Consider the following 18823-nt stretch of genomic DNA (forward strand, 5'->3'; position numbering starts at 1 on the left):
CTGCGAAAGCGTGAACGTCTCACCTCAGGGGTGACGCACCGCCCCGGAAGGACCGACATGGCTGGCGACGAACGCGAACAGCGCCTCGAGCTGCGGGTCCTGCGCGATCTTCTCGATGGTCGAGGGCGACAACCTCGAGAAAAACTGGCCGCGCCCGGTTCCACCAAGCCGGTGTTCGAGCACGCGCCGAGGCCTATCGGTCGCGAGCTCCTCCTCGTTCGAATCAAGCGGCGGTTCACCAGGAAAAGCCAGCGCGAACGCGTCCGGTCGAAGAACGAGGGCCTCGAGCTCCGGTGCGAGCACCACGACGAGCGACATGTCGTCGCCGGCTGCGAGCTGCAGTGCGTCCTCTGCCTCGGCCTTCTGGAGGGCGATACCCTCCGCCTCACGCGTGTCCGCGTCGAACATCAGCACAACGGCCGTTCTGCCGACGGCCGCCAACGATCGCGCAAGCGCCTGCGCCGCCTCTTTGCCGCGTGCGGGTACGACGCGATAAGCGGAACGATCGAACCGAGTATCGAGCAATTTCGTCAGCAGCACGCGGTCGTTCTCCCCCTCGACGATCACGATCACGCGTGCGCCACTGACTACATCGACCGGTGGGCCGGGCTCCAGCGGGTCGGGCGACACCGACGCGAGCTCGTGAGAACCCACGAAGAAGTCCGGCAGTCCGTGCTCTATCGCCACCCGCAGCTTCATCTCGAGCGCTCTGGCGAAGCCGTTCTCCGCGCTGAGCGCCCAGCTGATGTCCTCCGCGTTCCACAGAAGAATCGGGTGCTCGATCATGAAATGCGCGGCGACTCGGGCCGACGCCGTGAAGCCCCGCTTGCTGAAGACGGATCCGATGCAGAAGCGAGGGCGCCGCAGCAGCTGATTCCTGAGCTTTGACAGCGACTCCGAGTTCTGTGGGGTCGTTCGATCCTTCGCCTCGCAGATGCAGCGGATCTCCCCGACGCGCACCATCCCGTCGATCTGCTCGAGCTCGAGATTGTTGCGAGGTCCACGGAGTGCCGAAGTACTCCCGAGACGGACCGAGTAGGGATACGTGACCTGCGCTCCGTCTAACTCGAATGCTCGCAGAACAAGGTGCTCGAGGGCCTTGCCTTTCGCCCAAGCAGTCTCCTTGCCTGCGAGAATGTCGCTCCATAATGCCTGGAGCTCGGGACGCTGCATGCCCCTGGCAGCCTTCGCCAGCTTGCTCGCGGTGGATTGCTCTTGCGACGACATCGAGAGGCTCCGTTAAGTTCGTGGCACGTGAGGGCGTAGCCAATCCAACACAGTTCGCATCACTCGTTTCGCGACGACGTCATCGACGCGATCTGGCTGATGAGCCGCCTCATTGCGGAGATCGACGAGCCGTTGCAGTCGCGAGGTTGTCTTCACGCGGCCATCGATGGCTATCGCCCGAACGAGTGGCTCGGACGAATCGTGAGCCCCAGCCGCGATCAGCACGCGAAGGTACGAGCCCGCACCCTTCGTGACCCCCGCTCGAGCGAGCTCCCGTTCGAGCGTTGTGCCCGTCGCGCGACAGGCTAGGGATGCGGCGACGCGGAGCAGGCGTTCGAGCTCCGTACCAGCGAGATTGTAACCGCCAACGCGCGTGGTCCGCGGCGCATCAGCCCTCGCGACCTCACGCTCGAGGCGCTCGATCAGCGCTCTCGCTGCCGTGTCCAGCTCGCTCATCGCCCTGCCTCCAGCGCGTCGATGAATGCGCCGCAGGCTGGAAACCGTTGGCGCGGGTCCGTGTGGAGTGCGCGATATACCGCATCACGCTGTGAGCTCGAGAGCATATCAGCGTATCCCGGACTGCGAATCCACGCGTCGACTCCGTGCAGAATCGCGCACAGGACGCGCGCGAGGCTGAACTGGTCGGATGCGGAGACGAGCCTTCCCGTACGCACCTCCGGGGCGCTGAAATGATCGCTCTGGCCGAGGATCGACGTCGCGTGACGAGTCTCGCCTGCTGAGTGCCGGACGAGGGTCGCCGAAATCCCTAGGTCCGCGAGTCGCACGCGCCCACGGTCATCGATGAGGATGTTCCCTGCGCTGACGTCGCCGTGGACTCGTTCGTGCTCATGCATAGCGTCGAGCCCCGTGGCTGCCTGTCGCATGATCGCTAGCGCATCGCGCCAGAGCGCCTGCCGCGTCGCGTAGCGCTTCGCGAGCGACTCGCCTCCGTGCTCCATCAGAACGAACGCGCCGAACGTTTCGTCGTGCTCGTCGTGGAGGTAGCGACACACGTTGCGGTGCGTGATCTCGAGCCCTGCCGCGAACTCGCGGCGCAGAATGTCCACGCATTCAGGGTACGGGAATTTCGCCACCAGCAATCGCGCAGCGTCGGAGCGCTCATCGCGGACTTCGAACGTGGTCGCCATGCCACCGCGGCCTAGCTCCCTCGTGATGCGGTACCGCCGCGCAACCAGGACGCCCGCTTTGAGAACCAGCGGGTCCGTCGCGCGCGTCTGGCTTCCATTTGGCGTCGTACCCGACGTTCGCAAGGCTCGCGGCACGGCGGTGCTCGTTCCGTTTGGAGCGGCCGCATGATTCGCGGAGCTGTCGAGGTCCTCGTTCTCAGCGCGCTGGTGCGTGCCGAGGTCGTCGACCAGCTCGTCCCACACGTTCGAGATCAGCGTGTTTCCGTGCATCCCCTCGATCGCATCGAGAACGTCATCCGCTTCGACGAGGAGGATCTCGGCGTAACGCGCCAACAGGCTGCGATCCTCGCGAACGTCGGCGACGGAGTAATCACCGATCGCCTCCATTCGACGGCGTAGCCTCGTGCGGTCGAAGCGGACGCACTGCGCGAGCTCTTCTCGGACCTCATCCCAGCTCTTCCGCCGGGAGCCACCCAGCTCCTCGATGAGCGAGTTCCAGTCCGACGTTCCCCAGGGGCCTTGCGCCGACACGAGCTCGCTGAGGTCCCGTTGCACTCGAGCTGCGATGCGCGACGCGAGCTTGGCCTTCGTGCCGGATGTCGGTAGGTCGTAGTAGTCCGCGAACGTCCTGAGCTCCACGAGCGAGAGCTGATCGAGGATCATCCGCACCGCGCTCTTCCGGGGCATCACCCCGATCATACCGATCTCGCCCAGCTTGCGTCAGCGGTCGGCGTTCGCCGATGCTCTTCGCATGGCGATGCACATCAGCGCCCGAGTGGCGTGGCATGACGATGGGTGGAACGGTCACATCTGTCGCAACCCGGCCGGGAACACGTTCTGCGTCGGGAGCCGGTCGTACCCTGGTGAGTCGATCGCCGAAGAGCGCGACCTAGAGTGGGAGACTGCGAACGCCGGGCGTCCATGCGAGAGCGTCGACGCGATGCCACCGTGCAGCTGGAGCATCAACGCTTTCGGCAAGAAGCGCCTGCGCGCATACGCAGACGCCCCGGACTTCTTTGCGTCGGGCACGCCACGTCGAGAATGGGATGTTCCTGCGTCTACGGTGTGCCTGTGGCCGTATGAGGAGATGTACGGCCAGGAGCTTCGTGACGGGAAACGGTACGACCACGCCAAGAGGCTCGCCCGTGCGCGGGAGTACTTCGCCCAGATCGAGCCACAACGGAGTTTGGTCTTCTACTACGCCAACTACAGCAACCCATTCAGTGAGGACGAAGCGCCGCGATACGTGGTGGTCGGGATTTCACGGGTGAGGGAGATCGGGCCCGAGCTCTTCTACGAGGGTGCCGCTGAGAAGGACAAAGAGCGTTACGGCGGAGCGTTCGTGTGGTCTCGGAACGTGACCTCAGCTTATCCGGACGAAGGACTGCGTCTTCCGTACCACCGGTATCGTCGCGACCGAGAAGCGCTCGACCGTTTCGTCGTCGTGCCCGACAATCCGAGGCTCTGTAAATACGGTACCCGCGCGTTCAGCGATGACGACGCGCTCGGACTCGTAGAGCAGCTCCTGGCTGCCGTCCGCGAGCTTCGAGCGATGGGCGATGACAGCGAAGACTGGCGCGTCCGCGAGGATTGGCTGCACGCCATTTCCGGGGAGCTGTGGCGCGACCGTGGCTTGTATCCTGGGCTTCCTGCAGTCCTCGAGTTTCTCGGCGCGGCACCTGCAATCGAGCCACTGCGTGCGTTACCTGCCGCGAAACACTCCACCTTCGCCGAGGGCGTGTTCGCCGCGCTGGAAGTCGGGCGCGGGGGCAAGCCATTCGGGCTCGACGAGGCGACGCTCAAGCGCGCGAGCCGGCGATTTCGACTCCTGGACGATGGCGCTCGATCCGTCGCCCAGCGCATCTTGCCGCGCCTGCAGATCACGCGCGATCACGTCGACCGAATCGTAGGCGAGAACCGTGAGGAGCATGGGCTCCCCGAGAACCTCGACCACATCGCGCAGGACCCGTACGTGCTTTGTGAGCGCTTCATCGGAGACGATCCCGATGACAGGATCACGTGGGCCACGGTCGACCGCGCGGTGTTGCCGTCGCCGGACCTCGGCGGGGCGCCGCTCTCCGACGTCGGTCCCGACGATGCGCGACGCTTTCGCGCGCTTCTCGCGGACGCACTCAGGCGCAACACGTCCGACACGTTCGTGCCGGTCGACCATCTGATCTCCCAGGTGAACGACCGCCTCGCGAAGCTTCCGGCGTGGAAGAGTCACGCATTCAGCTCGCGCTACCTCGAAGTCGATCGCGAAGTGATAGCTGCTTCGCTGGTCCAGCGAGAGATCGAGGGTGCGAAGTACGTCTACCTCGAGAGTGCCTGGCGAGACGAGCGAGCGATCGAAGACTACTTTAGGTTCTTCGCCGGCGGTCCGGACGTGCCGCTGCGCCGGCCTGTCACCGAGGCGCACTGGCGCAATTGGCTGCATCGGTCCGACAGCGTGCTGGCGGGGCTCGAGGGGGACGATTACCGCACCGCGATCGACGGACAGATCGCTTTGTGTCAGCGCCTGTTCCGACGGCCCCTCGCGTGCATCGCCGGCGCCGCCGGAACGGGCAAGACGACTGTCGTTCGTGCGATCGTAGACGCGGTTCGCCTCGCTCACGGCGACGGCTCTCCCGTTCTCGCCCTTGCGCCGACGGGGAAGGCCGCCGATCGACTGCGTGAGGTACTCGGCACGCGCTCTGGAGTGCGCACAGAAACCGTGCACGCGTTTCTCGCACGGAATGGATGGCTGCGCGACAACATGACTGTGCGCCCTCAAGGGCGCACACCGGACACGAGCTGCGAGACCGTCATCATCGACGAGTGCTCGATGCTGGACCTGGAGGTGCTCGCAACGACGCTCCGAGCGCTCGACCGGAACGCAGTACGTCGAATGATTCTCGTCGGAGATCCCAACCAGCTGCCCCCGATCGGACGCGGCCGTTCGTTCGCCGACATCGTCGAGTGGCTCACGGCCGAGCATCCGGACTGCATCGAGACGCTACAGCAGAACCTGAGGCAACTCGAGGGACGAGCGACCGGGCGCGGAACGGGGATTGTCGACCTTGCGCAGGCCTTCATGGGGGCGACCCTCGCCGCTGTAAAGGACGAGTCGAGCGGTATTGCGACCGAGGAGATGCTCCGCCGCGTCCAATTGGGAGGCGACGTCGACGCCGACCTGCGGGTGATCTACTACGACGACCCGCAGTCACTCGCGTCACTTCTGCTCGCGCGGATCGACGCTGACCTGACTGAGCTATGGCCCGACGGCGCTGATCCTCCGACCTACAAGCTCTGGCAAAAAGGCTTCGAGCAGGGTCCGCAGGCTTGGCAGATCCTGACTCCTACGCGCGGTGAGATGCACGGGATCGAGGCGCTCAATCGCGAGTGTCAAGCACACGTCACATCGGGTATACGAGATCGAGCTGGTGCACTCGATGGAATCAAGCTCTTCGATAAGGTCATCCAGATCAGAAACCGCACGAGGTCACGGCCGCTCTACGCGTGGGACCAGACGCAGAGATGCGTCGTCGCGACAGAAGTGTTCAACGGCGAGATCGGCCTGGCCTCGATACACTCGTTCGACTCCGAAGAGTGGAAAAAGAGGTTCTTCCGGCTGAAGCGGATTCAGGTCTCGTTCGCGCGCAAACCTCACCTTCGCGTCTCGTACGGTGAGGACACCGGAAAGACTCCCGATGGTCGATGGGCTCCGCGCGAGAAGGTCGAGGACAACCTGGAGCTCGGGTACGCGATTTCGGTCCACAAGAGTCAAGGAAGCGAATTCGAACGAACGTATGTCGTGGTGCCGGGCGCGAGCGGCTCGCTCATGTCACGGGAGCTGTTCTACACCGCGCTGACGCGAGCGCGACGCCACTGCACGTTGTTCGTCGAACGTGACATCGGTCCGCTCTTGTCGATGCGTCGAAGAGAGCGATCCGCGCTGGCCACGATTCGTTCCTCGCTGTTCACCTTCCGCGCGGTGCCGGATGCGCTTGCGCGAATGAAGGACTGGTATGCGGAGGGGAAGGTTCACCACACGCTCGCGGGCGCAATCGTCCGGTCGAAGTCCGAGGTGATTATCGCCAACTTGCTCTTCGATCGGCAGATTCCGTTCGACTACGAAGTGCCCGCTTTCGCGAGCGACGGGACGTTCTTTCTCCCCGACTTCACGATCACCTGGAGAGGCGAGAAGTACTTCTGGGAGCACCTCGGAATGCTCCACCGGGCTGAATATCGCGCGAAGTGGGAGGCCAAGAGGGCGTGGTACGCGAAGCACCACCCGGACAGGCTCGTGACGACCGAAGAGGGGCCGGACCTCTCGACGCAGGCGGCAGCTCTCATCGAGAGGCACTTTCGCTGACAGCAGCGATACGTGCGCGTGCTGCCACACTGGCCCGAAGACCGGTATCTGGAGCTCGCCCCGAAGCGCATCGAGCCGCGCGAGCGCGGCCCGACGCGGTCGAGGAGCGGGGTGCGTGGTCGAGCCACGCGAGCGCGGCTCCCCGCGTCGGGCCCGCGCGCCGTCACATATGACAGACGGGGGTTCTGCGGCATGCGAGCCCATCCGCGATGGCTCGATTGCCGGTGCGAGGTTTCACTGGACGACGGTGTTCTACAGCAACGCGGGCAGGCACTGACGTCGTGGCGCTACTGGACAATAAGCTGATTGGAGTCCTAGCGGCGCCATTCGACACGTTCTCGGCGAGAGCTGTCAAGCGACAGGAAGATCTGACCCCGTTACGACACTAAAACTGACCCCCGTCACCAGCGGTCATCGGTTCACTTGGTCGTGGTCGGTCCGCCGAGCAGACCGGCCTTGCGCTTCTGCTTGAGCCGGAAGCTCTCGCCCGTGATCACGAGCGTGTGTGTGCAGCAGGCGATCGAGGATCGCGGCGGCGAGCACGTCATCGCCGAAGACGTGGCCCCACAGCGTGACCGCCTGGTTCGTCGTGATGAGCATGCTTCCGCGCTCGTAGCGCCTGGCGACGAGCTGGAAGAACAGATGCGCGCTGCGACGCTCGAAGGGCAGGTAGCCGAGCTCATCGATGATGAGGAGCTTCGGCTTCGCGTAGAAGGTCAGGCGCTCTGCGAGCTGCCCCTCCGACTCGGCCTTCGCGAGCGCGGCGAGGAGCGCGGTCGCGCTGACGAAGAGCACGGAGTTGCCGGCTTCGACGCACGCACGACCGAGCGCGATCGCGAGGTGCGTCTTGCCGACGCCGGGCGGGCCGAAGAGCAGGACGTTCTCGCCGCCGCTGATGAAGCGTCCGGTGGCGAGCTCGCGCACGAGCTTCTGGTCGACCGACGGCTGGAAGCGGAAGTCGAACTCGTCGAGCGTCTTCTGCGCGGGGAAGTGCGCGATCTGGATCCCCATCGCGATGCGCTTGCGCTGCTTCGAGCTCACTTCGCCGGCGAGCACGCGATCGAGGAAGTCGAGGTAGGTCAGACTCTCTCGCGCCGCCTCCGAGAGGTACGCATCGAGGCGCTCGACGACGTGTCCGAGGTGCAGCTTCGTGAGCGTCTCCACGACGCGTGCGTGCGTGAGCTCGACGCCGTTCACGACGCCACTTCCTCGATGCACGCGGCGTAGCTCTCGAGGCTCCGGCCGAAGGTCTCGACGTTGGCAGGTGGCGGTGCCGCGTCGGGCTCGCGCGTCGTGCTCGAGGCGGCGCGGATCAGGCCGTCGAAGTGCGCCGGGTCGCGCACGATCGTGTGCGGTGCTCGCGAGCGTCGGTGCGTCGCGACGAGCTCCGCGCCGCGATAGATACGCACGTGCTCATCGCCCACGTGGACCTGCACGCGCTCGCGAACGAGTCGATGCGGGACCGAGTAGCGCACGGTGTCGACGTCGACGAAGCAGTCGTTCGCGACGCGACGCTCGAGGCGCTGATGACGCGACGGGATGGGCCGAGCGGGAAGAGGTCGGAGGCACTCGGCCTCATCGCGAGCGAATCGCTGGGACGGCTTCTCGTGGGTCGTTCCGTGCACGCGCTCGTCCGCCTCGCGCATCCACTCCGCAAGGTGCTGCTCGAGCGCAGCGAAGCTCGTGAACGAGCGACCGGCGATGGCGTTGCGCTTGACGTACTTCACGCCGCTCTCGGTCTTGCCCTTGGTGCGAGCGCGGTACGGCGCGCAGGCCACCGCCTGAACGTCCCAGTCACGACAGAACGCCGCGAACTCGGGATGCAGCTCGACGACGCCTTCGTCGCGGCGCAGCACCAGCGGGCGCGCGTTGTCGATCAGCAGCTTCATCGGCACTCCGCCGAAGTGCTGGAACGCGGAGGCGACCCCCTCGCGCCAGTCGTCGCCGCGCTCCGCGAGGAACGCGCGCACGAAGATGCGCCGCGAGTAGCTGAGCACGCAGACCAGCAGGTGGACGACGGCCTCGACGCCCGCGATGAGCACGCGCTTCTGGCCGAAGTCGATCTGCATCTGGTGCCCCGGGCTCGTCTCGTAGCGGACCGTCGCGAGCTCCTCCGCGCGCTGCCTCGAGCGCTCGTCAGCGACCGCGCGCTGCACCGTGCGAACACTCGCCACGAGGCCGCGCCTTTGCAGCTCGCGCGTCACCACGACGGCATTGCCCGCCGCCATCGTCGCGAAGAGCTGCCGTGCTTCGGCTCGACCATCCTCGTCGAGCACGCGGGCGCCAGGTCGCACCTGCACCTCCGCCGCCGCGCCGCCGCGCAGGTACCGGCGCACCGTGTTGCGCGCCACGCCGAGCTCTTGCGCGATGCGCTTGGCTCCCCAGCCGAGCTCGCCGAGCCCGCGAATCTGCCGGACCACCTCCGGCTCCACCATCTCGACCTCCTCCGCTGCACGCGGAGGGGCCATCGTCTCGCCCGTCGACATCTCAGCCTCCTCGTCAGGCCGACGACGGGGGTCAGTTTTACTGTCGCGAGGGGGTCATTATTGCTGTCGCCCTACAAGAGCAGCCGCCGCGCCCGTGACGACCGCGGGCGTTCTCCAGAGCCGCGCGAGGACTGAACACGTCGGGGGGACGATCCCTATTCGGCGGATGCAGCGGTGCAGTCCTCGCTTTCGACCTGCAGGCGTGCTCCGGATGCGGCGTTGCCCTCGTTGCTGGCGGGCACTGGAGCTCGCGCCGTCAGTCCGTCGGAAGCCCTGCGTCGTGACAGAGTGCCGTATAGATGGAGCAAGTAGCCGCGAACACGGCGTCCAGTTCATCGGATTGTCTCGCGGCCGTCTTGATGATGCCCTTCCAAAGCTGATCTCCGTCGTAAAGCTTGAAGCGGAGGCAGAAGAAACCTGCGTCGTCTTCTGCTCCAAGTTCCAGCTTGCACCGATCAGGACGTCCTGTGACGCGTTCGCGCGTCCCGATGCGAAGCACGAGCGGCGCAACAACGTCGTGCACCGCGAAAGACTCCAGCACTTTCACGGCCGCAGCCGTCGGACGATGCCCGGTATCTTCCCACACGACGAGCCGGCCGCTCGGTGGGTTTGCTGTCCTCCGCTCGCGAACCCGAGCTAGTGCGCACGGGTCCAGCGCCCATGTCGGCACCGACGGAGCAGCGCCTGAGATCCTGATCACAGCAAGTCGGGCACTCACGCCGAGGTGCACGACCTCGAGAGCGCGCGCGCCTTGAGGGACGCAGCTGGCGCATGGCTCAACTGCATACACGCCACGAAGTTCCAAACTCGGATCGGCTAGCGCCGCACCCAGCACGTCGAGCGTGGAAATCCAAAGGTCGTCATCTGCGTACGCCGGGGCCTCTCGGCTCAAGACTGGTTTGACCGAAATGGACTCCTCGCGCCCGCAATAGTCGAGCTCTCGAACAGCGCCTCGCCGGGCAAGAAGACTCATGGCGAGCCGCACCGCGTCCCAAATCCGCGCGCGGTTTGCTGCCGGGGTGTGGACACGAGCCGCCGCCTCGCGCGGCACAACGAGCACAATGTGGCGGTTGGCGTAGACAAATTCCTTGAGGTCAGCGACGCGGGCATAGAAGTCGCGTTCATCATCGCCCGAGGCGAACACTACTGCAGAGGGCTCGATGAGCACTGACGTCATCGCCTCCTCCGTGTCCGCAGTCGCAGCATCTCAGCGAGAACTGTATCCGCTTCGTCGAAGAACCCAGGCGGCCAATCCGTCAGAACGCCGTCACGATCGATTTCGACACGAACGACGCTCGTCCCGCTCGTCTCGGTCGGCGCAAACGACAGCATTGCGAGGCCGTTCGAAGGATCGACCCACCCGCGGGCGACGTCCAGCCGGAGCCCGTTGATAATATGGTCGGAGTGGGTCTCGATGACGATCTGTCGCCCGGATGCTGCGCACGCATTGAAGAACGTCGCCATCCGCGTCTGCGCGGATGGATGTAGATGGAGCTCTGGTTGCTCAAGCAGAATGGTCGAATCTCTCGGCACCGCCAGGCAGAGCGCGAGGATCGGGAGCACTTGCGAAAGTCCGGTGCCGACGTGGGGTAGGTCCGAAACGCTTCCGCCGAAACCCGTGACACGCACGCCTCGGCCATACTTCCCAGCGTCCACTACCTCGATGTCGCGAGCGACACCGATCCACGATGCCCATGCCGATATGGCCGTAATGAGAGGGACGTCCTCCGATTGCCATGCCGAGCCGGGCTGAGGAGGCATCGGGCGCGCGTCCGATGAGCTCCCATGGGCCGCGAGGAAGTTCACGACGGCCTCTCCCCTTGCGCCGACGCCTTCTGCTGGAACGGCGAATGAGTATAGCTGCTTGGGTGCCTCCCGAACCGGACCGAGATGAACCACCCGTTTTGCGAAGAACTCTTGAACGCCCCATAGCGGGACACTTCCGTGACTCTGAATGTACGTCGGTGCGTCGCTTGCGCGTTGAGCGATCGCCTCCGCGATGAGTTGGCGGAGGCGCGCTCCCCCCTCGAGGCTCGCGAGTGCGGCGATGGCCGGAGCCAACCACGCGTGAGTCGCGTTCTCGCGGAAAAGGTCCGCCCGCTGCAGGTCTGCGGTCACGCTTTCAATCGTCGCAAACCGCTGAGTCACTGCCGCGACAAGCCGTGTCCGCAAATCGGTAGGGGCCAAGTCAGGGTCGAGCAGCTGTCGCCAGAACGTTGCTGCCCACTCGAGAATTTCGCCGTCATCGAGGCGTGCGAGGTGTCGCGCCAGAGCTTCACGGTCAACGAGTGAGCCTGCATCCGCGGCGGCCGCCGGGGGAGCGACCACGCGAAGGATCGCCCCGCATTCTTCGAGAATCCGACGGCGCGTCCCGACGATAGCCATCAGATGCTTGTCCGGGGACCACGCGTCTTGAACGCTGAGCCCTTGCAGGGCGACGAGGTCGGTTCCCCCGCTGCCCACCACGACGTACGGCGCTTGGGTCATGCCCGGCACGCCCGGCGCTTCGGGACTGGGTGAGGCCGCGCGGCGCTTCACCACGAAACGCTCAGGCACTCTGCCGCGGGTCGCCACCGAGATCGTGAGCTCGGACAGGGGGAGGGTGAGTGAGTGCTCGGGAGCAGCGAACGTCGTACGCAAGACGAAGCCGTTCAGAAGACCTCGCGTGTACGGGACGTCGTCCCTGTATCCAGTCCCGCTCCCGACCTCGACGCTGATTGCCACAGACTCGGCCCTACCGGTGGCATCGCTCGTGACCACATCCTCCGCTCGACCGACCTGGATCTCGTCTCCGTTGAGAATCAGCCCCGGACCACCGCTGCTCGTGCCGAATGATTGTCGAAGCAGACGTAGCACCTGGAAAACGCTGCTCTTTCCAGCGCTGTTCGCACCGGCAAGAACCGTTACCGGTGCGAGATCCAATGTGGTCTCGTTTCTGAAGCATTTGTACCCGGCGATGACGAGACGTTGAAGCATGCGGAAACCCCTGCGCGGCGTTCTAAGCCCGTATCCTCGCACGAGGTTGCTCGCGCGGGAATACGAGTGGACGCGCGACTAGAGCCGCGGCTCCGAGACGGAGCGCGAGTTCTCGTTCAGCTGCCCGGGTTCGGTATGCCGAGCAGGTGAGTGATCGCTTCATTCGCGACGCGCGCCGACTCCACGTCGCCGTGCGCCGCCGCGTCGGCCCATCGCGGCGCTCAGCACGGCGAGCATCGGTGCACGCGGCGACGCGCTCGCGAATCGGGGCGAGGTGGCAAGGAAGCGGGACCACGCGTCGTGAAGCGAGACGTCCTGATCGCGAATCTGCCAGGAATCCGACGGATCGGACCCGTTCGCGACGGGATGCTGCGATTCAGAATCTGTGTACGCGCCGCTAGCTAGGGCTGCTGCCGAGCTCGCTTGACGATCGCTTCCAGCGCGGAGTCCTGTTTCGCCACGCTGACGACGGCATTCGGCCACTTATGGTCCGGTTCACTGAGCGCAGCGGCTTCGATTACACTCGGCTTGAAAGCAGGCGGCGCGACCCTCCAAAACTTCTGCCACGCGGCCAACGAAAGCGCACCCGACGTGGCAGCGAAGCGAAGCGCCTCGACTCTCGCCACCCACGAAATGTCCTCCTCGCCCATGACTGATTCGGCGAGGCGGTGTGTCGCTGCCCCGGCGTTCGCTCCGACGTGCGAGGCGACGCGCAAGACCCACGCGAGCTCGAGCGCCGTCCGGAAGAGGTCCTCTTTTGAATAGGTGTCGACTGCCGCCGCTACAGCTTCCGGGTGAGCTCGCGCGGAGTGCAGCAAATACCGACACACGATCTCGGTTTTGTCGGGATAGCGCAGGAGGAGCTTTGCCGCGTGCGGGATTGCTGCATCTGACTGAGCTGCGGTCATGATTCGCAGGGATTCGACCAGCGTTTGGTGGACTAGGCCCTCGTCAATCGGCACCGGCGCCACGACGAGCTCCGCGAACAATTCTTCCGCGACGTCGACGTCCGTCGGCTGGAGTCGATCAGCCAGCGCGGTGATGGCCTCTTCTGCGGTCATCGTGTGGTGGTACCAAATCGCCCAAGGGAGCTCGTCGAGGCCCGCCGCTTCGAGCTCCGCCTGCAGCCTGTCGTGGTCAGCAAGAAGCGCCTGCCTACGCCTTGCGGCTATCGCAGATCGCACGGACTCGCGACGAGCCGCTAACGCGGCGGCCTCCGCTTCATACGTTGCGCGGGTCACAATCCGCGTCTTGCTGCTATTGAGGACGAGGTGCTCGCGTCGAAGCGCATCCTCGATGATCGATAGACACTCTCGTGCTTGGGAGTAGCTCCTGCACGCAACGCGAATGTCGTCCCCGTTCCGTGCGTACCGCATCGCGGCACCCGCGGCAGCTGCGTCGACTGGTGTCAGGTACGCGCTTGCGAGAGGATCTGACGCGTCGAGCCCTTGCGGCAGGCCACGCGGCGCGCCCATAACCGCGGTGAGCAAGGATGCGAGGGCACTCGCGACATCTTTGCGACCGGTGAGCTCCGCGAGCCTATCGCGAAGAATCACGTGATCCACCGACTGATAGAATGCCGTTATGTCCGCCTCGACGATGTGCGTTGTAAGGCCGTCAAGGAGCGGATACGACGTGAACTCCTTCCATCGTTTCTCGCTCCTCGCGCCGCGTGGCCACCAGACACTCTCGTTGAGCCGTTGCTCGATGCGATCTCGTAGTAGCTCCACCGTGGCATCGAAAACGACCCTGTCGTCGAGGGTCAGAACGGCGGCGGGGCGGGTCGTGAACCCGCGCTTCGGGACCGGAACGAAGTACGCGCGTGATGGTGAGAACGTGCCGCCCTCGAGGCGCGCGAGTAGCCCATCGGAGAAGCGTCTCCCGAGAGAGCCCGCGACGCTGTCCTCCGGCCGAGGCGGAATCAGGTCGTTGGAGCGCGTCGCTCGAACGGCCGCGGCGTTGAGATCGAGTTGCGTGGCAAATCGACTGAACGTGTTAACCAATCAGCTGCCGGTCGGTTGTGTTGCGCCTCTTGGGAAGTGTACCTCGGATCGTGAGGCGGGTGGAGCAGGTCGCGGGTGCGGCGCGTGATCGTCGTGCCAACGCGCCGATCGTGTCCCGCGGGCCTCCGACGCCCAAGGTCAGACGATGCAGCTCAGATTTCCTGGACCAGCCGCTCGCGGCCGGACCGCAGCGGGCACTGGTCTCCGCGGAACGATCGTGCGTTTCAGTCGCCGCGAGGGGAAGGGCCTCACGTCCAGTGACAGCCCGGCCGGGGTCCCGAATGATCAATCGAGACCGCGACGCCGGCTTCGCGCATCGCGTCCTCAAGCGGCGGTGTTCGGCGGCGCGCAGCGACGGAGGCCCACCGCCGCGAGCGTAGGCAGCCGCGCGCTGGCGAAGTGTCGTCGCCAAACGCGTCACCGTTCCGTCCGCGTCGGGGTGCTGGGCCGCCAGCCGGCGAGCTCGACGATCTCCGCTCCGGCAATCGCAGGTGCCGACGGGGTCAGCAGATGCCCGATCGCAGCGTGAGCGACGCGGGCCGCCTCGAGGTCACCGACGGCCACCGCCTCCACCATAGACATGCCCAGCGAGGCGATCATCCGGCTACGCGGCGACGCGCCGCCCAGGTGGGACGACGCGGGGCTGAGCTGGGACGAGCCGTCGTGACCCGTCCCATCCGCCCCTCGAATCCCGTGCGAATCCGACGGTTCGGGCGTGCCCGCGCAGGCCGAGCCGATTGAAAATCCCCGTGTCGGCAGTTCGATTCTGTCCCTGGGCACGACGACGTAGTGGAAACGAGGCCGACCATTAGGTCGGCCTTTTCCATTTCCGTCCATTCGCTCTCCCGTCCATTCGATCGCGCGTCGGAAGGCGCGCGTTCGCGATCAGCTCGCGCTCAGCAGGAGCCGATGCGCTTTGGCCCCGCTCACGAGCTCGCGTGCTGCGTGCTGGAGCCCGCGCAGCCCCGGGTCCGCCGCGTCGTGTCCGAAGTAGCAGCCTTCGAGCGGACCGAGGAAACCGGCGCCCCGCCACTCGGCCCAAGGCGGGATCACCTTCCAGAACGAGCGATTCGGACCATCCGCGACGACGGCGAACCGCGGGCACTCGATCCCGAGATCCTCGCCGAAGGGCAGCGAGATCGACGAGCCACCGATGCGCGCGCGCAGGTCGCGCACGCTCTCGATGATCGGTGCCGCCTCCGCGTCGGGCAGCCAGCGTCGCCGCACCTCGTCCGCGTCGCGCGCGACTTCGTAGACGCGCTGCTCGCCGGTCCGTCGGTCGAGCACCAGCTCGCGCAATCGGCTCGTGAACCCTTCTGCGACGAGCCACTCGATCGCCGCGATCGCCGCGGGGACGCGCGCGGCGTCATCGTCGAGGTGCCAGAAGTAGCCCTGCGCTCCGAGCTCGACCGTGAGGCCCATGCTTCATGTTGGGAGCGCGCATGCGCGCTCGTCTCGTGAGCCGCGCCGAAAGTCGTCGCTCCGCTCACGTCGGCGACGGCGCGCTCGGGCCCACGGCTGCGCGGCGCGCGGCTTCCTGGCGATCCGCTTCGTCCGCTTCTTCCTTCGTGTGGTACGGCACCTCGCGCCGGCAGTGCGGGCACCGCAGCGGGCGTCGCGAGAGCGCGATGAACGGCCCGAGCAGCGCGATCAGCAGGCCCGCCGCGATCAGCGCGAAGATCCCGAACGGGTCGACGAACACCACCGCGATCACCGCGATGAAGCCCAACAGCGCGATCGCCGGAAGCACGTAGCCCCACCAGCGCGCGGGGCCCACGGCCATCACGTACTCCTTGTCGTGGCGGCAGTAGCGCTTCTCGCGACGCACGAACGTTCCCTGCTCGTGCTGGATCCACAAGAGCTCCTGCTTCCGGCGCGCGAGGTCTTCCGTCGTCACGATCCCTCTCTTCCGAGTGATCGTCGCGTTCAAAACGGGTTCCACCTGCGCGCGCGTCGCGAGGCGCTCCACGTGCCACGTCGCGCGAGGCTCCACGCCACGCGCTCGCGCTCACGCGATCGCGGGATCTCCACTGCGCAGTGGGCGCGTCGCGATCTCGAGCACCGCGTTCACCTCGCGCTCGCCGATGATGCGCACGAGCCCCGGCGCGCGCTCCCGCAACACGCGCTCGAGGCGTGTGCGATCGTAGAAAGGCGCGAAATCCTCGGCCATCTCGACGAGGCGACGACGCGCCGCGATACGGCGTGCGAGCGTTCGCTTCATGCGGTGGACGACATCACGACGCTCGATGCGCTGCAACGGAGGGCGCGTGAGTGGACTCGCGCAGCGACGATCACCCGGGGGCCTCCGCGCATGCTTCGAACGCGTCGGCGCACTCGAGGCTGCAGAAGAGACCGAACGTCGTGCCGTCGACCTCGACGACGCGCCACGACGGCTGCGCGAGCACGAGCGCGCGGCCGCAGCGACGACAACCACGGAGCTGCGCCTCGGCGGCGCGCGCCTTCGCGGCCACCGAGCTCGACCACCAGCCCGTGCGCTCGAGCGCCTTCGCCGCGCGCGCACACGCGTCGGCGAGCGCGCGGGCGAGCGGCGTGAGCGTGGGTTCGGCGCAGTCCGTCATGACGTGAGTGAGTCGCGGCGAACGGTGCCGCAGCTCCCGATCTCCGAGTGCGATGCCCGTGCCGGCCGACACGCACCGAGAGCTCGGGCGTGCGCAGGGCAGCGCCGTGGCGACGGGCCGCACGTGTGTCGATCGTTCCGCGGCAAGGTCGCGTGCCGTCCGGGTTCGCACCGCTGCAACGCGGAGCACCGCTGGCTTGCGTGGACGCGAAACCTCGCGCGCCCGGCGCGTTCGCGTCAGCATCCGAGCCGACGATGACGCTGCACCCGATCGTGCTGGTGGGCGGACGCAGCGCCCGGTTCGGTCGCGACAAGCTGCGCGAGCCGCTCGAGGGAGGGTGGCTCGTCGACCGCGCGATCACCGCGCTGCGCGATGCGACCGGGCGCGCGGTGACGCTCGTCGGCGCGTGCGATCCCGAGGTCGCGGCGCGCGGTGACGCGCAGCTCGACGACGCGCACGAAGGGCATGGACCGGCAGGTGGTGTGCTCACCGCGCTCGAGCGGCTGGGCGACGTCGTCGTGCTGCCGGGGGACCTGCCGCGGGTGCGCGCAGCGACGCTCGTGCCGGTGATCGCGGCGGCGGAGCGCGCGCCCGGTGCGCTCGTGGTGCGCGCGCGACGAGAGCCGCTGGTCGCGGTGTACCGTCGCGCGCTCGCGCCGTGCATCGCCGCGCGGATCGCGGAGGGGCGGCGCTCGCTGCACGACGTCGCGCGCTTCGACGAGCTGATCGAGGTGGACGCTCGCGAGGAGGAGCTCGTCAACGCGAACACGCCCGAGGTGCTCGAGGTGCCTGCGCACGTGTGGCCCTTCGAGGGCATCGACGTGCGCCTCGAGCTCGTCCCGCTCGCCGCGCGGCGCGCGCTCGATCGCGCCGGCGCGCACCTGTCGCTCGAGGCGTGGCGCGCCCTCGCGCTCGACGTGCGCCGCGCGATGGTGGTCGAGGGCGCGCGAGAGATCGTCGCGATCGACGCGGTGCGCGCGCTCCTCGCCGGCGTGACGACGCGCGACATCGACGTCGTGCCCGAGCTCGATGCGTCACGGCCGCCGATCGCGCTGCGCGACGCGCTCGGCCCGGAGCTCGACGCGCGGTGGCCGGCGCTGCGCGCGCTCGAGCGGTTCGCGCTCGTGCACGGGATGAAGAGCGCGGCGCGGCGTGGAGATCCTTCGCGGCTCGACGAAGTCGCGCGCGCCGTGCTCGGCGAGCGATGATGCGCGACGCGCGTTTTGCTGGTCGCCGGCCGAGGCCCCATGGATCGCACCGAGGTCCACGTGCAGCGTGAATCGCTCCTCCGGACGCTCTCCACGTCGCGGCTCTTCCGCACGCTCGATCCCGCGCTCCTCGCAGCGCTGGTGCCGCACGCGAGCGTGCATCGACTGCAGCAGGGCGAGTCGTTGTGGCGGCGCGGCACGCCCGCGGAGCACTTCCACGTCGTGCTGCGCGGGGTGCTCGAGCTGCAGCGCGCGCCGGGCACCGAGTCGACGCTGATCGCGCTCTTCGGGCCGGGCGAGAGCCCCGCGATCCCGGTCACGCTCGAGCGTCGGGCGTTCATCGCCGACGCGTACGCCGCGACTCCGTCGGTCGAGGTGCTGCGCGTCTCCGCGGCGCCGATCCTCGAGCTCGTGCAGACCGACGTGCGCCTCGCGCTCGCGATCAACCGCGCGCTGCTCGAGCACTGCGCGCTGCTCCACGCGAAGATCGACGTGCTCGCGTCGGGCACGGTCCTGCGGCGCGTCGCCGCGTTCATGCTCGATCTCGCGGAGCGCTTCGGCGACGAGGGGATCGACGGCAAGACGTACGTCCCGCTGGCGCTCTCGCGCGCGCACGTCGCGACCTACGTCGGCGCGCGCGTCGAGACGGTGATCCGCATCTTCTCGCAGTGGCACAAGGACGGGCTCGTCGCGACGACGAAGGACGGGTTCGTGATCCGCTCGACGGACGAGCTCCGCGCGCTGCGAGGCGCGGGGGGCGCCGACGAGGAGGACGGAACCGTCTCGTCCTGAGCACGCTCGCGCGCGAGCGCGCTGCTCGACGAGATCGAGTCGGAAGGAGC

The 18823-nt window shown here is 66.9% G+C and carries 14 protein-coding genes and 1 pseudogene; 3 read left to right on the top strand and 12 right to left on the bottom strand.

The genetic code is table 11. From position 1 onward, the window contains the following. Nucleotides 1-24 precede the first annotated feature (24 nt). Complete coding sequence (locus DB32_RS02850) at nt 25-1227, bottom strand: TOPRIM nucleotidyl transferase/hydrolase domain-containing protein (RefSeq protein WP_053230878.1); 1203 nt, start codon at nt 1225-1227, stop codon at nt 25-27. 452 nt (nt 1228-1679) lie between these two features. Then, nucleotides 1680-3062: a serine/threonine-protein kinase gene (locus tag DB32_RS02855; protein WP_169791314.1), complete on the bottom strand. Its 1383-nt coding sequence runs from the start codon at nt 3060-3062 to the stop codon at nt 1680-1682. Nucleotides 3063-3126: 64 nt separating this feature from the next. Here DB32_RS02855 and DB32_RS02860 point away from each other — a divergent pair, with 64 nt between their 5' ends. Continuing rightward, entirely contained in the window at nt 3127-6729 is a 3603-nt protein-coding gene (locus tag DB32_RS02860) for an AAA family ATPase (protein WP_075097434.1), read from the top strand. A 419-nt stretch (nt 6730-7148) separates the two neighbouring features. On the opposite strand, the pseudogene istB reads toward DB32_RS02860, so the two are convergent. From istB to DB32_RS02900, 10 genes and pseudogenes are all read right to left on the bottom strand, one after another. Next, nucleotides 7149-7926 (bottom strand): annotated as a pseudogene (istB, locus tag DB32_RS02865) (IS21-like element helper ATPase IstB). Next, complete coding sequence (gene istA / locus DB32_RS02870) at nt 7923-9164, bottom strand: IS21 family transposase (RefSeq protein ID WP_083458454.1); 1242 nt, start codon at nt 9162-9164, stop codon at nt 7923-7925. The pseudogene istB and the gene istA overlap by 4 nt, the downstream one beginning before the upstream one ends. A 307-nt stretch (nt 9165-9471) precedes the next feature. Continuing rightward, nucleotides 9472-10392 (bottom strand): hypothetical protein, encoded by a 921-nt coding sequence (locus DB32_RS46325; RefSeq protein WP_157068654.1) that lies wholly within the window; start codon nt 10390-10392, stop codon nt 9472-9474. Further along, entirely contained in the window at nt 10389-12191 is a 1803-nt protein-coding gene (locus DB32_RS02875) for an AAA family ATPase (protein WP_083457107.1), read from the bottom strand. Before DB32_RS02875 ends, DB32_RS46325 begins: the two co-directional genes overlap by 4 nt. A 401-nt stretch (nt 12192-12592) precedes the next feature. After that, a complete protein-coding gene (locus tag DB32_RS02880) occupies nt 12593-14194 on the bottom strand; it encodes an RNA-directed DNA polymerase (RefSeq protein WP_053230883.1) in 1602 nt (533 codons plus the stop codon). A gap of 417 nt (nt 14195-14611) precedes the next feature. Beyond that, nucleotides 14612-14794 carry a hypothetical protein gene (locus DB32_RS46330; protein WP_157068655.1) on the bottom strand — a complete coding sequence of 61 codons (183 nt, stop codon included), beginning with the start codon at nt 14792-14794 and terminating at the stop codon, nt 14612-14614. Nucleotides 14795-15079: 285 nt separating this feature from the next. After that, a complete protein-coding gene (locus DB32_RS02885; protein WP_053230884.1) occupies nt 15080-15616 on the bottom strand; it encodes a hypothetical protein in 537 nt (178 codons plus the stop codon). A 64-nt stretch (nt 15617-15680) separates the two neighbouring features. Further along, nucleotides 15681-16091, bottom strand: coding sequence for a hypothetical protein (locus DB32_RS02890; RefSeq protein ID WP_157068656.1), 411 nt, complete (start codon nt 16089-16091; stop codon nt 15681-15683). Between the two features lie 111 nt (nt 16092-16202). Continuing rightward, nucleotides 16203-16415, bottom strand: coding sequence for a hypothetical protein (locus DB32_RS02895; RefSeq protein WP_157068657.1), 213 nt, complete (start codon nt 16413-16415; stop codon nt 16203-16205). A 70-nt stretch (nt 16416-16485) separates the two neighbouring features. Beyond that, nucleotides 16486-16773, bottom strand: a complete 288-nt coding sequence (locus DB32_RS02900; protein ID WP_053230887.1) for a hypothetical protein — start codon at nt 16771-16773, stop codon at nt 16486-16488. A 254-nt stretch (nt 16774-17027) separates the two neighbouring features. Here DB32_RS02900 and DB32_RS02905 point away from each other — a divergent pair, with 254 nt between their 5' ends. Both DB32_RS02905 and DB32_RS02910 read left to right on the top strand, forming a co-directional pair. Further along, nucleotides 17028-17981: an NTP transferase domain-containing protein gene (locus DB32_RS02905; protein ID WP_053230888.1), complete on the top strand. Its 954-nt coding sequence runs from the start codon at nt 17028-17030 to the stop codon at nt 17979-17981. Between the two features lie 39 nt (nt 17982-18020). After that, entirely contained in the window at nt 18021-18773 is a 753-nt protein-coding gene (locus tag DB32_RS02910) for a Crp/Fnr family transcriptional regulator (protein ID WP_053230889.1), read from the top strand. Nucleotides 18774-18823: the final 50 nt, after the last annotated feature.

The sequence above is a fragment of the Sandaracinus amylolyticus genome (assembly GCF_000737325.1).
Classification (GTDB): domain Bacteria; phylum Myxococcota_A; class Polyangia; order Polyangiales; family Sandaracinaceae; genus Sandaracinus; species Sandaracinus amylolyticus.

Bases quoted from the DNA above. Each gene is read 5' to 3' on its own strand.
- DB32_RS02850 (WP_053230878.1), bottom strand. From the start codon at position 1,227: ATGTCGTCGCAAGAGCAATCCACCGCGAGCAAGCTGGCGAAGGCTGCC.
- DB32_RS02855 (WP_169791314.1), bottom strand. From the start codon at position 3,062: ATGCCCCGGAAGAGCGCGGTGCGGATGATCCTCGATCAGCTCTCGCTC.
- DB32_RS02860 (WP_075097434.1), top strand. From the start codon at position 3,127: ATGGCGATGCACATCAGCGCCCGAGTGGCGTGGCATGACGATGGGTGG.
- istA (WP_083458454.1), bottom strand. From the start codon at position 9,164: ATGGTGGAGCCGGAGGTGGTCCGGCAGATTCGCGGGCTCGGCGAGCTC.
- DB32_RS46325 (WP_157068654.1), bottom strand. From the start codon at position 10,392: ATGACGTCAGTGCTCATCGAGCCCTCTGCAGTAGTGTTCGCCTCGGGC.
- DB32_RS02875 (WP_083457107.1), bottom strand. From the start codon at position 12,191: ATGCTTCAACGTCTCGTCATCGCCGGGTACAAATGCTTCAGAAACGAG.
- DB32_RS46330 (WP_157068655.1), bottom strand. From the start codon at position 14,794: ATGATCGCCTCGCTGGGCATGTCTATGGTGGAGGCGGTGGCCGTCGGT.
- DB32_RS02885 (WP_053230884.1), bottom strand. From the start codon at position 15,616: ATGGGCCTCACGGTCGAGCTCGGAGCGCAGGGCTACTTCTGGCACCTC.
- DB32_RS02895 (WP_157068657.1), bottom strand. From the start codon at position 16,415: ATGAAGCGAACGCTCGCACGCCGTATCGCGGCGCGTCGTCGCCTCGTC.
- DB32_RS02900 (WP_053230887.1), bottom strand. From the start codon at position 16,773: ATGACGGACTGCGCCGAACCCACGCTCACGCCGCTCGCCCGCGCGCTC.
- DB32_RS02905 (WP_053230888.1), top strand. From the start codon at position 17,028: ATGACGCTGCACCCGATCGTGCTGGTGGGCGGACGCAGCGCCCGGTTC.
- DB32_RS02910 (WP_053230889.1), top strand. From the start codon at position 18,021: ATGGATCGCACCGAGGTCCACGTGCAGCGTGAATCGCTCCTCCGGACG.